General features: G+C 69.0%; 13 protein-coding genes. 3 read left to right on the top strand and 10 right to left on the bottom strand.

The genetic code is table 11. From position 1 onward, the window contains the following. Window positions 1–340: 340 nt before the first annotated feature. The 3 genes from OG413_RS44955 (at window position 341) to OG413_RS44945 (ending at window position 2,135) form a co-directional block, all read left to right on the top strand. Window positions 341–781 (top strand): hypothetical protein, encoded by a 441-nt coding sequence (locus OG413_RS44955; protein ID WP_266815822.1) that lies wholly within the window; start codon window positions 341–343, stop codon window positions 779–781. A 357-nt stretch (window positions 782–1,138) separates the two neighbouring features. Next, the gene (locus tag OG413_RS44950; RefSeq protein ID WP_266815821.1) at window positions 1,139–1,828 is read left to right on the top strand and encodes a hypothetical protein; all 690 of its coding nucleotides are present in this window, start codon (window positions 1,139–1,141) and stop codon (window positions 1,826–1,828) included. A 106-nt stretch (window positions 1,829–1,934) separates the two neighbouring features. After that, complete coding sequence (locus OG413_RS44945; protein ID WP_266815820.1) at window positions 1,935–2,135, top strand: hypothetical protein; 201 nt, start codon at window positions 1,935–1,937, stop codon at window positions 2,133–2,135. Between the two features lie 941 nt (window positions 2,136–3,076). Here OG413_RS44945 and OG413_RS44940 read toward each other — a convergent pair. The 10 genes from OG413_RS44940 to OG413_RS44895 form a co-directional block, all read right to left on the bottom strand. Continuing rightward, a complete protein-coding gene (locus OG413_RS44940) occupies window positions 3,077–4,072 on the bottom strand; it encodes a hypothetical protein (RefSeq protein WP_266815819.1) in 996 nt (331 codons plus the stop codon). Between the two features lie 286 nt (window positions 4,073–4,358). Next, on the bottom strand, window positions 4,359–4,874 hold the full coding sequence (locus tag OG413_RS44935) for a hypothetical protein (RefSeq protein ID WP_266815818.1): 516 nt from the start codon (window positions 4,872–4,874) through the stop codon (window positions 4,359–4,361). 74 nt (window positions 4,875–4,948) lie between these two features. Further along, window positions 4,949–5,668, bottom strand: a complete 720-nt coding sequence (locus OG413_RS44930) for a VWA domain-containing protein (RefSeq protein ID WP_266815817.1) — start codon at window positions 5,666–5,668, stop codon at window positions 4,949–4,951. Between the two features lie 139 nt (window positions 5,669–5,807). Continuing rightward, on the bottom strand, window positions 5,808–6,218 hold the full coding sequence (locus OG413_RS44925; RefSeq protein WP_266815816.1) for an SsgA family sporulation/cell division regulator: 411 nt from the start codon (window positions 6,216–6,218) through the stop codon (window positions 5,808–5,810). Window positions 6,219–6,573: 355 nt separating this feature from the next. After that, a complete protein-coding gene (locus OG413_RS44920; RefSeq protein ID WP_266815815.1) occupies window positions 6,574–8,892 on the bottom strand; it encodes a hypothetical protein in 2,319 nt (772 codons plus the stop codon). A 52-nt stretch (window positions 8,893–8,944) separates the two neighbouring features. Beyond that, window positions 8,945–9,463, bottom strand: a complete 519-nt coding sequence (locus OG413_RS44915; protein ID WP_266815814.1) for a hypothetical protein — start codon at window positions 9,461–9,463, stop codon at window positions 8,945–8,947. Window positions 9,464–9,465: 2 nt separating this feature from the next. Beyond that, the gene (locus OG413_RS44910) at window positions 9,466–10,161 is read right to left on the bottom strand and encodes a hypothetical protein (RefSeq protein ID WP_266815813.1); all 696 of its coding nucleotides are present in this window, start codon (window positions 10,159–10,161) and stop codon (window positions 9,466–9,468) included. After that, complete coding sequence (locus tag OG413_RS44905) at window positions 10,161–10,742, bottom strand: hypothetical protein (protein ID WP_266815812.1); 582 nt, start codon at window positions 10,740–10,742, stop codon at window positions 10,161–10,163. The genes OG413_RS44910 and OG413_RS44905 overlap by 1 nt, the downstream gene beginning before the upstream one ends. Before the next feature lie 105 nt (window positions 10,743–10,847). Continuing rightward, a complete protein-coding gene (locus OG413_RS44900) occupies window positions 10,848–13,061 on the bottom strand; it encodes a hypothetical protein (RefSeq protein WP_266815811.1) in 2,214 nt (737 codons plus the stop codon). 267 nt (window positions 13,062–13,328) lie between these two features. Continuing rightward, window positions 13,329–13,529 carry a hypothetical protein gene (locus OG413_RS44895; protein WP_266815810.1) on the bottom strand — a complete coding sequence of 67 codons (201 nt, stop codon included), beginning with the start codon at window positions 13,527–13,529 and terminating at the stop codon, window positions 13,329–13,331. Between the last annotated feature and the right edge of the window lie 35 nt (window positions 13,530–13,564).

The raw sequence follows: 13,564 nt of genomic DNA, 5'->3' as shown, positions 1-13,564 counted from the left end.
ACGCCATCACTACTCCAGACATAGAACCGGGGCGCGCCGACCTCATCGGGGCTTGTGCAGGGCCACACCCACTACTGGCAGCGCTCACAACGACCCGTACCGAATCGTGCACTGCATACGTAACAGTAGACCGTTCACCAAGAACTTCGCAGCGTAAACCCGTAACAAACTTCGATTGAGGGGCGAGACGGCGTCACGTGGACACGTAACGCTTAGACGATGAACACCATTCGCATATTGCTTAATTGGTTTATTGACAGTAGAGTTGAGACATGAGCCGGAGGGCAGGGGGAGAGCCCCCAGCCACTCCGTCAGAGCCCCGAACAAGAGGAGCAGGACCATGCAGATCACCATGCCGTGCGGACTCGGCATCGGCCCCGGCGGTCAGTGCAGCACCGGCATGTGCTTCAACGCGGCCACCCGTGTACTGGAGCACCACGAGGACACCGGCATCTTCCGGTCCGGCGCCTACTGTCTGCCGTGCCTGGGGAGCAAGGTCCGGCCCGCCGCCGAGGTTGAAGCGGCCGACGAGCGCGACATCCGGCACGGGGACACCGGCGGCATGAACGGTCTGCCCGACGATCGGTGGAAGATCCGAGGCTTCGCCCCCGACGAGCGGGCGGAGCTGGAGGCCATCCGCGACGGCAAGCTCCTCAGCCTGTACGTGAAGCCCGGCGTGTTCGTCTGGGCCACCGCAACGGAAGTAGAGGCGGACCGCGCACGCCGTCGCGCCGAAGAGGCAGCGGAGCAGGACCGGATGCGCAACCGCTTCCGCCGGTAGACGGCACGGCCGGAGGGGGCCCCGCCGCAGGGCGAGACCCCCTCCCGCGCACCGGCGGGGTGAATTCACCCCCACAATGTTAATTGCATAATTGTTTTTACTGGCGTAGACTGTTGCTGTAGCCGGCCGCGGCCACGTCAGCCACCCCACCACCAGGAGAGGAGCCGGGAAGTTGCGGAAGTGCCTTCACTGCGACACGAACAACGGCCCCCAGGACAAGCACTGCATGGTCTGCGACTCGCCCCTTCCCGCCTCCCGTGTCCGCATCAACCTGACGGCGCGCAGGTCGCCGGCCCGGCACGACCGCCCCGGACGCTGACCCAGCCGTCGCGGCACAGAATCAGGAGCTCACGCCACATGATCACCACCACCGAGACACTGCCCCTCCAGACCAACGGGCACAAATTCCCTGGGGTCAACGAGGCGGAGGTGATGTGGTTCGACGGCACACCGTTCGTACAGACCACGCTCAACTGCGTTGTCTGCGACATGTACCCCAAACGGCAGGTCGTCGACAAGGCCGTCCATGCGCTTGGCCCTTGCCCCTACCCGGACGGCATCACCACCAAGATCACCCTGAACGTGACGTCCGGGAGGATCATCGTCGCGGCCGACCTGCGCCCCGTCTACAACTGGGACAGCCACGCGGTCGCCAGCTACAACTCCGCTCTCGGGCAGGCCCAGGCATCGGAGGCCATGGCCGCGATCGGTTGCGCCTACGGCTTCGTTCTCCACGGAGCCGGTCTGTACCGGACCGGCCGGGACAGTTACATCATCGCCAACCCGGAACGTAACGAGTACGGCGAACCTGTGCTCCCTGAGGGCGACCGCCTTGCGGGAATCAGCGGCGCTCTGTGGGCCTACTCCATCGCAGACTTCGAACACTGGAAGGCCCGAGGCGGCGACCCCGCCACATTCGACCGGCCGCACACCGTCGTGGATGTGCCGCCGGGGACGTACCAGTTCGTCAACCACCAGGGGGAGCGCGACTTCGTGGCCGACTCTGCCGACACCGTCATCTTCACGCACGTCGAGCGCATCGGCTGAACCTGTCAGTGCCCCAGGGGAGGATTCTCCCTGGGGCGCAGCAGCAGGGCACCCTTGTACGGGCGGCGAATTCACCGCCCCGCCAGTGAGACCGGAGGTTCGCAGTATGCAGACGCTCAGCGCCGGCCCGTGGCGTCGATGGGCTTTGTTCTGGGGCGTGCCGTGCGCGGTCGTCGCGCTCGGAACCGTGTGGCTCGCCGTGGCGATAGGCGTTCGTTCGACGCCCGCGACCGCCGTGGTGATCGTCGTGTCCCTCGGTGCTCTCTTCGCCTTCGTCCTGTCCATGCCCCGGCGCGGCGGGGGGTGATCTCTCCTCCCCGCCCCTCCCGCCCCGCCTCGATCGGCCGCTCACTCTGAGCGGCCTTTCGCATGTCCGATTTGTCCGCGCGGGCTCAGCCCGCCCCACCCGCCCGGCGACGGGCGCCGCACCCACCACACCCGCCGACACCCCGTCCGCCATCGCCGCAACACCCGAAGCCCCTACCGAATCCAGCACCCACCCCAAGACCCTCACCCTCCACGACACCACTCCCAACCGCCTCACCTGACCACCTCTCCGTTCTCAACTCACCATGTCCCCTTCGTCAATCCGCTCTGCTCCACTCCGCTCCGCTGCTCTGCTCCGCTCTTCCTCTCCTCTTACTCCTCCTCTTCAACTCGCCGGCTTCGCTCACCCCTTCTCGCATTCTGTTCCTGGCCAACTAACCCTGTAGGGAAGTAGTCGGCGTCAGAGAAACCACGAAAAGGGCCCTCTGACCTGCGGTTTTGCCCTCTTGAGGAGGGGACGCCGACGCGACTCGGGATGCGACCCGGAGCGCGACCCGGGGCGCGACTCGGGATGCGACCCGGGGCGCGACCCGGGGCGCGACCTCCTCGTTGCTGCCCACGGGAGGCCCGTTCCGCTGGCGACTGCGCCACTGCTCGACGGTCCTTGACGGATAGAACGCCCTTCCTCGGGTCCTCCGGAGGCGAAACCTCCCCCCGGGGGCCGTGGCACAGCCAGGGGTGAAATCACCCTCGCGTCTGCTCTTGGGAGCTGGCGAGGAGGGGCGGGTGATTCCACCTCCCCCCTGGAACATGCGCCTGCCGTCCAGGGGGGTGATCCCGCCCCCGTGGTCGGCATGCCGGAATCGGGGGCGGAATCACCCTTCCTGCGGAGTCACCCTCCCTGGCGGGCGGGCCGCCGGCTCTCCGGAGCAGTGCGAGATCGGAGGGGTGAATCTTCCTCGGCGGACCGCTGAGGAACGCTCACTGAAGCCCGGGGTGCTCTGTCAGATCCTCTGGACGCAGGCAGAGGCAGAGGTTGCGCTCGCCGTGGCCGTAGGTGTAACCGTGGCCGAGACACTCAGAGCAGGCCGGGTCATGCGCCTGCGGGACACCTTCGGTGCAGTCGACCGGTTCAGCCCAGACGGGTACGAAGATGCCGTCTCCTTGATCATCCCAGGTGAGGGTGGCCATGACAACGCCGTCTCCGCCGCAGCCACCGGGGCAGTCCAGGTCGTGCTGCTGCCGGTCGTCGTCCTCGTGGTGCGCTGCGTGGTAGGCCTCCAGCAGGTAGCGGCGGGCACCCTCGTCACTCGTGCGCGGCCGCCCGTCGAGACCTCGTACGTGGTGGCCGGCAGATACTGCGGCCTGTGCAGCGCCACGGTCGGCGGGCGCGAGCGCGGCGGCGCTCCACAGCAGGAGGCCGCGGGCGATCTGGTATTCGCGCAGTTGGGCGCTCGCCTCCGCAAGCCTGCCTTGGTTCCGGCAGTCCTGGGCCACGGTGTACGCCCAGAGCATGGTGCGGATGAGTCGGGACTCCGGCGGGCCGTGGAAGTTCAGTCCGTCCGGCTCACTGGCCGGGGCCGCCGCGGGGCCGTCCGTCCGCGGCAGCGGTGCGATGTGGCCGTGCAGGGCGGCATAGGCGGTGCGCAGGTAGGCGATACCGGAGAGACGAGTGGTCGGCAGGTGGAAGCCGTCATGCGCGAGGAGGTTGGTTCCCAGCCCGCGTGCGGCCTCGTGGACCTCCGGGTCACGCGCTCCACGGGTGGCGAGGACGTCGTACAGGGCGCCGAGATGAATGAGGTGGGCACGCCCGATCCGGTGGACCTGGTCGTCTCGGAATGCGTCCGGGCGCTCGAATGTGGCGTCACGCTGCAGGTGGGCCCAGCGGGCTTCGAGGATCATGCGCTGGACGGAGGGCCGCTCCTGGGCGTACGCAGCGACGGCGTACTCCGGTAGATATGTCGGCAAGATGGCCATGGGTGTCGCTCCTGATCTGTCGGAGGGAGGTCGGCGGTGAGCAGGTGGGGGTGGCGATGCTGTCGAGTCGCCCGCGATCGTGGTGAGGGCGACTCGCGTTCGGGGCGTTGGTGGTTCGTGTGCGGCTGCCCGCGCCGGGCGCAGGTCGTGCGTGCGAAGTGGTCGCCGGCGCGTCGGCGGAGGTGCCTGCGATCGAGCGCCAGGAGGGTGGGCCTGATGTGTGTGCCGAAACGGCCGGCCCGGTCGGCGAAGGGCGCGGCCGTGCCGCGCCCTTCGCCGACTCGATTCAGAAGGAGTCGCCGACGGCGACGCTGTTGTACTCCTCGTACGTCACGGTCTCCCAGTCGGTTTCCTTGCCGTCCTGGAGCTTCAGCTCCCACTTCCCCGGGGTCTTGTAGCCCTTGAGCACAGGGATCGTGACCGTTCCGCACGGCCTGCGGCCATCGCCCTTCTCCGGTGTGCGCGGGGTGGTCTTGTCCTTGCTCTGGGGCCCGTCCGGAACCGGGGCGGGCTTCACCGGAGCCGGCTTCACCGGAGCGGGCTTCGGTGGAGCGGGCTTCGGTGGAGCGGGCTTCGGTGGAGCGGGCTTGGTGAGGCTGCTGCGAAGGGTCTGCGTGCGCGTGGCGCGGCATGGAGCCGGTCGTTGGACCTTCTCGTAGATCGGGCCCTGCGCGGATCGGCTGCGCTTCTCGATGACCTTGCCGTGGTCCAGGTCGACGTCGTCGGCGCATCCGATGAGGGTGAAAGCGGCGGTGACGGCAGCAGCGGTCGCGATGACCGCCCGTACGGTGGTGGAGTGCAAGGGATGTCCTTAAGGGGTTGCTGCGGTGGGGGCGGGGCGGCCGTGTGGTCGGCGCTCGGCCGCCCCTGCATGTGTCAGGCCCGGGGAAGACCGGTGACGAGGCGGCTGTAGAGCTCGGCGTTGGAGAGATCCAACGGGTTGTAGCCCACGGCGCTGACGCCGACGTTGCCCGGGAGGCTGGAGAGGACGCCGAACTGCCGCTCCTCACCGAACGGGACGAACTGCCAGCGAATGTTCTCGTCCTGCGTGGACTCGAGAAACTCCCGGGTTGCGCGCTCGTCGTGAGGCGCTCCGTCCGTCTGAAAGGCGACGAAGGCGGGGATGGAGGCCTTGAAGGCGCTAGACGCGCGGTAGTGCTTGCGGACCGCTTCCATCGCCGGGCGGTACTTCGTGCCGCCCATGGTGCCCAGGGAGTTGTGGAGTTCGGCGATGCGGCCCTGATGGCCGCCGAGCTGCACGTCGACGAATGCCTGCGGGCGCCGGAACATGCCGCCTCGCCCCAGGGAGTGCATCGTGTCGGAGAAGAAGCCGACCGGGACCTTACCGTCGTCGTCGAGGTGCGCGGAGAAGCTGAGGATCTGGTCGCTCAGCCTCTGCACGGCCCCGTTCTTGAAGAATTCCAGCATGGAGTACGAGCGGTCGACCACGAGATAGACGGCGGCGCGCCTGCCGATGAGGTCGACTTTGCGGAGGCTGGTTCCGGCGTCCTTGTACATGTCGATGAGGTCGGGCGCGGTACCGGCGACCTTCTCGAGGCTGATGGCCGAAGTCTTGTGGAGAGAGTGGATGGTCATGAGTGGACTCCTTGCTGGAGACAGTGGCGATGTGTCACGCGTAGAGGTGCGTTGTGCGGCCCCCGTGTGACATGGCGACGCGAAGTTTCTTGAGCGGAAGCCGATGTTGGCTTTCGTCGGCCCGAGGTGTGGCGCGCCGTCAGTGGGCCAGCAGCTCGTCGAGAAGGCTGTCGATGTCGACGGCGGAGGACTCGTGGCCCGCCGGGACTTCCTTGTAGGTCGAGTCGAGCCATGCCTTGAGGGGCGCGGTAGCTCCCTCAAGGCATGCGAGGCCTTCGGGGGACTCCAGCACGATGCGGGTCCGGGCGTGGTTGTCGCCAATCGGGGTGATCTTCACATCCCCCATCCCGGCGGGGCCCACCATGCCCTGGGCCAGCAGTTCGCGGGCGAATGTCCACCGGACCACCTCGTCGGGTGAAACGTCGAAGGTGAACTGAACGGCATAGGGGTCGGTGGTGAGGTAGTAGAGCCGGACGGGGACGGGAACCGTCGTGTCCGGCCCGGCCACGAGCATCATGTGGGTCTTGGTTTCCAGGCCGGGAAAGCCCATGGGAAGTCCTGTTCTTCGGCAGAAAGCCCGCCAGGTGACGGGTGGGCGGCAGAGAAGGCCACGCCCAGCGATATTCAAAGACTACATACTCATTTCCAATTAAGCAATATGCATTACGGGTTGGTTCATCTGCTTCCCTCCCGCGACAGGCTGCTCAGGCACTCGCCCGTCCCATCTGGCCGGCCGCCCCCGACGGGTGCCGCCGGCGTGACGCAGGCGGGGGTAGACCTTGAACGGTCTGAACGGTCCTTGCAGGTCAACTACGGTTTCCGATCGCACCGACCATCGGCCTTGATCGGTCCTTCCAGCCGATCAAGGCCATTCATGAGCCGATGGCGGCCGATCCTCCGGCCGATCACCTCAGGTCCTCGACCGCCTCCTCCAGGGCCGACAGGTAGAAGCCGCGGGGAGCGCCGTCCAGCTCCCTGATCCGCTCGGACGACAACTCGACCTGCGCCGCGTCCAGCTCGCGCCGCACGGCCTTGCCGAGTTCCCGGATCCGGTCGATGTCGCTCTTGTCGTCCCAGCGCCCCCAGCGGTCCGCGTCGTGGGCCCGCAGGTGGGGGTGGAGCTGGTCATAGGTGAGGAAGGCAGGGTCCTTCTCCCGCGTGAAGGCCTCGCGCAGGACGCGGACGAAGTCCGGGAGCCCGACGGAACGGTGCTGGCCCTCGGCGGGGGCGTCCGCGGCGAGGAAGTCGATGAGCCCCTGCCACTCGTCGACGAGCCCAGCCTCCGTCAGGGTGTACGTGAGGTCTGGCAGACCTGCTGCGGCGCGTTCGGCGCCGATCTGCGCCGCGTACGCGGCAGTGACTTCGCGGACCTTGTAGCGCACTGGACGGTCGGGTACTCCGGGCAGGCCCTGCGCGTAGAGCTGGCCGGCGTCGTTGACTTCCGTGTGCGTGGCCGCCCGCAGGAGGTCGGCTCGGTAGCCCTCGGCGAGCGCGCCGCCGCCCAGGAGTTCGGTGACGTCCACGCGGCGGCAGGAACCCAGGAGTTTGCCGGACAGCTTGGGGCCGACCGCTTCGCCGAGCCAGTCCTTCGTGCCGAACTGGCTTCCGCCGATCACCCAGATCGCCTCTTTGCGGCCGACCAGGAGCAGCCGGATGAGCAGGGCTTTCGCCTGGGCCGAGAGCTGGGCCCATTCGTCGACGAACACGACGATGGCGGGGTGTTCGGGCGAGACCCGCCACTTGTTGCCCCATCCGTAGCGGGCGCGGAGCCGTGCGCGGGCGGAGCACAGCGTGAGGAGGAACTGCAGTGTCGCGACGATCTTCTCGTCGTCCATGCAGGCGTTGAGAGTGATCGCCTCGCCGAGATCGCCGACGCCCGTTCCGACCGGATCGAGGTTGAAGGCAGCGGCGTCCCGGCAGGCCGTGACGACTTCGGCCATGGCCAGCATGACGCCGGACTTGCCGGCGCCGGAGTCGGCGACCATCAGCAGCATCAGCCCTGCGAGGGCGAAGAAGAGCGGCTTGGCGTCCATCGAGACGCCGTAGTCGGCCGGCTCGGTGATCGACATGGAAAGCGGTGCCCGGTACGGCACGTCGCCGACCAGTTCCGGGCTGAACGGCGAGCGCTGCATCATGCGGACGGTGCAGGCTTCGCCCGCATCCGGGTCGCCCTCGATGAGCAGGCCGTTGCGGCGCAGCCTGAGGAGGGTGATCAGCCCCTTGTAGGTGTCGTCCTTGTTGAGGTCGTCGGGGGTGCCGGTGTTGAACGTGGCGCGGGCGGACCACCCCCACGCTTCCTTGGTGACTTCCGTGACCTGGTCGACGTCCTGGCGCTCGTGCAGCAGGGCGCGGCGGAGCGCTTCGCCGGCCTCCTCGGGAGTGGTGGCCTGGGCGATCGGGAACGGGGTGAGGTCCTCCTGCGGGTCGTTACCACCGGGGGTGCCGGAGGTCACGGTGCTCTCCAGGGCGGGCGGGGCCAGCTCGGGCAGCAGCAGGTCCTCGGGGATGGGGCGTTCGACGAGTTCGAGCGGGTGATACGTCAGCCACCAGCCGCCCGCGGCCAGCAGCGGGGCAGCGCCGAGGAGGCTTGACGGCGCACTGGCGGCAACGGCGCCAGCGGCGCCGAGGATCGGAACAAGGGTGCTGAAGCGGCCGAACGCCCTGAGGGAGCGGGCCCTGCGGATCTGCTCGTCGGTGGGTTGCTCGGCGGTGAAAGGGACCGACTGCAGTGCGGCGAGTCCGTTGCGGCGCCGACGGAGCTCCAGGCTGAGGTTGCGGATGGTCTGCTTCTCCGAGGCGTCGAGGCCGTACGCCGCGGCGTCCTCGAGCCTGTGTCGCATCCTGTTCTCCAGGCGGCGGACCGCGGTGCGGGCTTCATGCCGGCGGGCAAGGTCGGCTTCGAGGGGCTTGTTGATGATGCGGCGTCGGATCTCGTCATCGGACATGTAGCCGGCGCGCAGCCAGTGCCGGGCCGCGGACAGGGCGTGCCGCAGGCCGGGTAGGACGTGTCCGGCAATGGCGCACGCGGCCGTGCGGGCGCAATGAGCGACCCGGCGGGCTGCGGCCCGGAGTTGCCGCAGCCGGGGGGTGTTCGGGGCGGTTCGCGGCGCCTGCTCCCCTTGCTGGGGGCCCGGGTCGTCATCGTCGACGAGCTCGGCGAACACGAGCTCGCCGAACGGAGCCAGCTCGGTGCTGTCCGGGGGATTGCGGGGGCGTCGGGGCATGGGACGCAGGGCTCCTTGAGGGCGTGGGTAGCAGTGTCCGTGAGGCGGGTGGTCAGCCGCCGAAGGCCCACAGACCCAGGTTGTTGCCGGTCAGGGTGGTCGCGCTGACGACCATCCCCATGAAGCCGAGCGAAGTGCCGAAGCTGATGGCGATGAGGCTGCCCCCGAGCATCTCCTTCCAGTCGACGGGCTTCCAGTTGGCCGCGTACAGGGTCACGAGGTAGTAGGTGATTCCGCACAGGCCGATCGCGGCCCCTCCTGCGGACACGGGTGTGACGGCCGTTCGTGGCGGGCGGGCGTTCACCGTCGCGCCGGCGCCCTCCTCGGCGGCGGTCTGGCCAAGGAAGTTCATGCCGGCGCGCAGGGCTCCGGCGGCCTCGCCGAAGAGCCCGCGGGAGTTGACCGTCACCAGCAGGACGAAGAAGAAGACCAGCACGAACGTCTTCTTCTTGCGCAGCACCTTCTTCTTGAATCCGGCGAAGACTGCCGTCAGGGCCATCGCGCCGAACAGGAGCGCGCCGAAGCCGGCGTTGGCGGGCTGGTTGTCGAAAATGTCGATGGCGAGGTACATGATCAGGCTCCGGTAAGAAGGCGCACGAGGGCACGCCAGGTGATGATCAGCAGGCCGGAGACTCCGGCCCAGATCAGCGGGCGGGTGATGATCCAGCCGAGACGGGAGCAGATGAGGCGCCAGGTCAGCTGACCTGCTCCTTTGGCCACCGTCAGGGCCGCACTGCACAACAGCCCGATCGGGCCGCCGACGAGCGTGCCGATGCAGACCGCGCCGGCGACCGTCAGGACCGCGCCCGTGGGGATCAGGAGTGCTGCGAGGCCGTAGCCGGTGAAGGCGTCTGCGGCCCAGCGTGAGGCGGGAGCGCCCTGGATGGGGACGATGTTGGCGACGGCCAGGCACAGGAGATTGCGCGGCAGTTGCAGTCGGCCCCAGTCGACCGGGTTGCCTTCGGAATCGACGCTATTCGTGCGCTCGATCACTGCGGCCAGCAGGTCTGTCCAGCCCAGGCCGAACGCCGCGCCGACGGCCTTCTCGACTCCGCGGCTGACCACCTCGGTGAGATCGAGGTCCGTGCCTGCGGTGACGGAAGGGGGGTCGTGCGGTGGCTCAGGCGGAGGGACCGCCCCGGTGACGGCGCAGCGGGCCAGTACGGGGTCGGCCAGGCTGCAGGTATCGCTGAGCGGGCAACCGGCGCAGCAGCCGTCAGCGGCCGGGCCCGACGGCTCCTTGCCTCGGTGGATGCGCGAGGAGGACATCACTGTCCCCCGGCCTTGGTGCCCGTGGAGGCGGGCCGGCCGTCGGGACGGCGAAGCCCGGTGGCCTGCGGTGTCGGCGCCCGGCCCCCGACGAGGTACAGCGCCGGCCTGCTGCGCTCTCGCTGCGCGCTGGCGGTGGCACCAGCCGCGGCGTCGGACCGGGGCGGAGCGTCGGCCCGCTGATGGTGGTTGCCGACTGCGGGAGCAAATCCCGGGGGCAGCGCGGGCAGAGAACCGCCGTGCGGGGAAACGGTCCTGCTGGTGGCGCTACTCGTAAGTGTCTCCTCGGCGAGCGGCGTGGGGGCGGAAGCCGAAAGCAGGTGGTCCCTCCAGGACGCGTAGACGGAGTCTTCCCACTGCTGGCCCTCGCGCGAGGCGCGCCGCGCATCCCGCTGGCGGCGCGCGAGGCGTGCACGGCGTGCGGTCTCCTCCAGGCGGTCGGCGCGCTCGGAAGCTGATTCCCGGACTCCATAGCGGGTCTGCGCGAGCTGGTGGTCGTCGCCGGCGATCAGCCATTGCAGGCTGTTCAGAAGCCGCCGGCTGTGCAGCTGCCTTCGCCGGAGGCGGTGGTGGGTCATCATGTGCGGACTCCCGTGTGTGGAGGAGGGAGACCCGGCCGGGCCCTGGAAAGCGGGCCGGGTCTCCCGGTCTTGGTGCTCCGAGCCAGCAGGCGGCTGGAGCAGCGGTCAGACGCCTGCGAGCTGCTGGGCGGCGACCTTCGCCTTGGCGTTGAGGTAGTTGGCGATCTTCAGCGCGCGGTCGTCGGCGATCGTTTCTCCGTTGGAGCGCACCTCCTCCGAGATGCTCCGTTTGCTCAGTGGCTGCTTCTTGGTGCGGAGGCGTTCCACCGCGGCGCGTTCCTTGTCGTCGAGCACCACCTCGTCCTCGTCTCGTTCCGCACCACTGGTGCGCTCGCGCTCGTTCCGGGCGTTCGTGCCATTCCGTTCCGGGTGCTCCGGCGTGCCACCCGGCGCGTTCCGTGCCGGTGCGGTGGGTGTTCCGCCGCGTTCCGCGGTGCGGCCTCCAGGTGTCGAGGCCATCGGCGCCCGTTCCGTTCCAGTGCCGCCCGGAACGGCACCAGGGGGTGCGGAGCGGAACGGAACGCCGGGAAAGTCCTGCTCAACGGAGGGGTGCCCGAGCGGAACGAATGCTTCGGACCGCCCCGTTCCACCCGGGGTCGCGCTCATCGCAGGGTCTGGGGCGTGTTCCGTTCCATTCCGGTCCTCCCACGCTCCGCCGGGCGGCACGTACGGCGCGTTCCAGATGGTGTGGAACGCGGGAATGGCCGTCGGACCGGCGCCGTGGTGCAGGCCGGCGGTCACAACGCGAGGGATCACGATGCGGTGCCGTGCCAGACCGGAACGGACCGCTTTCCGGTCCGTCAGGGCGACGCCGGCGGCGTTCCAAGCTCGTTCCAGTGTGGACAGCGAGCCGTTCTCGATCGTCAGCGACCAGGCTGTCCAGGCCCGGACCGGGAAGCGGATCCAGCGGATCAGGCCGATCTTCGGCCGTGCCCGGGAGACCAACCCCTGCTCTCGCAGGTACTGGCGGTGGACCAGGGAGGCGTACAGCTCCCACAGCACCATGCCGACGATGCTCATCGTCGCAAACGCGACGGAGGCCTGCGTCGGCTTTCCCCCGGGGCCGCAGTGGTGGGCGTAGTTCATCGCGGCCGCGCCGGACGCGAATACCCACGTCATGATCCGGTAGATGGTTCCGGAGTCGCCCTGCTGCCTGGCCTGGTGGTACATCCAGCCGGTGAAGGCCGTCGTCAGCTCCCACGCAGCGGCGAACCCGAGGGCGAAGACGGTCCACCAGCCGAAGGCCTCCTTGGCGTAGTCGGTCTGGGACCACCAGGCCACTGCCATCGGGGCGAGGATCGGGCCGGCGACGAGGACGCGGCGTGCCTGGTTGCGTACGAGTTCCCGTGCCCACTGGCGTACCTGGCCCAGGCGGTGGGCGAGGGTCGGGCGCCCCTTGGCCTGCTTGTGCTCACGCCGAGCCGTCGATCGCTGCTGACGGCCCTGCTGACGCCTGTCCTTGCGCTCCTGCCGGCGCGCCGTGCGCGAATGGGCCCGCTTCCAGGCGTCTTGGGCTTCGGTGAGCAGCCGGTGGGCCTCTTCCTCCATTTCCTTCGCTGCTGTCTCACGGCTGGTCGCCTGCTCAGATACCTCGGTGGCCCGCTTCTCGGCCGACGCGACGGTCGCGGCCGCGGTCTTGCTCAGCTCCTCGGCATCACGGACGGATCGCTCCCGGTCCGCCCTGATGTCCGCGGCCGCCTGCCGGCGCAGCCCGGCCGCGGCCTCGGCCGCTACCTGGCGGATACGTTTCGCCTCCTCGTCGGCGGCACGCAGGCGGGCACTGGCTTCTTCGGCGTCACGGCGGGCTGAACGCTGAAGCTGCTCGGCCTGGAGCCGGGCACCTGCGAGCTCCTTGCCGGCGCGCTCCTGCGCTGTCTCACACACCGTCCGCGCCTGGGCGGTCGCCTCTTCGACGAGGCGCCTTCCGTCCGCTTCCGCGGCGGTTCGGATGTCGGTTGCTGCGCGACGGGCTGCTTCCTTGGCTGCTTCCGCCTGGGCGGCGGCGTCGGCCGCGACAGCCGAACTGGCCTGCCGGGTGCGCTCCTGGAGCTCATTGGCTCGGTGTTCCGCGTCCTCGCGCACACGGCCAGCCTGTTCCTCGGCAGCTGCCACGAGGGCCTTGGCCTGCGCTGCCGCAGCGGCCTTGGCGTCGCTGGACGTCTCCTTCGCCAGTCCGACGATGTCGGCTGACCGGTCACGTGCGTCGGCGTAGAGGGCCAGGATCTCGAAGGTGTCGACGGCGTCCAGGGCGCCGCTGGGGCTGTCCGCAGGCTGTGGCGGGGGAGCCTGGCGGCGTCGACGACGGGAATTCTTGCTCACCGTCGGACTCCTTCTTCATGTCGTCGCGTGTGCCCGCGACCGGATCGGGCGGGCACCGCGTCGGGGCGGTGGTCGTGGTGGTGGGGCGTTGGCGAGGCGACGGTGGTCTCCGGTCCGCGGTGGAGCTGGCCGACCGTTGCGGTCGCGTGGGCTGCTGCATCTCGTTCAGGTCCTGCGGGTCTGCGGCCCGGGGGTAGTCGAAGAGCGCGCGGTCCAGGTCCTCCTCGTTGGCCATCGGGCTGTCCAACGGCGGGTACGTCGGGCTGCTCATAGGGCGGCCGTCCTGCGTCCGAGGGCGTACAGACGGGCGCACATCCCGTTGTTGTGGGCGTCGGCCTGGTCCTTGTATCCGTAGCGGGCCAGCAGGCTGGCAGCGATGCTCAACTGGCAGGTGGACGGGCGGCGTAGCCGTCCGCTGTGGATTCCACGCTTGTGCTGGCGGCTGCTCTGGTTCTCGGTGGGAGTCATGGCGGCTACTCGCAGAAGTGCTGGAAGGGGTAGTG

This window comes from Streptomyces sp. NBC_01433 (assembly GCF_026340105.1).
Lineage (GTDB): Bacteria > Actinomycetota > Actinomycetes > Streptomycetales > Streptomycetaceae > Streptomyces.
Note: the sequence above shows the minus strand (reverse complement) of the source record. Positions and strands in the feature narration are given on the sequence as shown.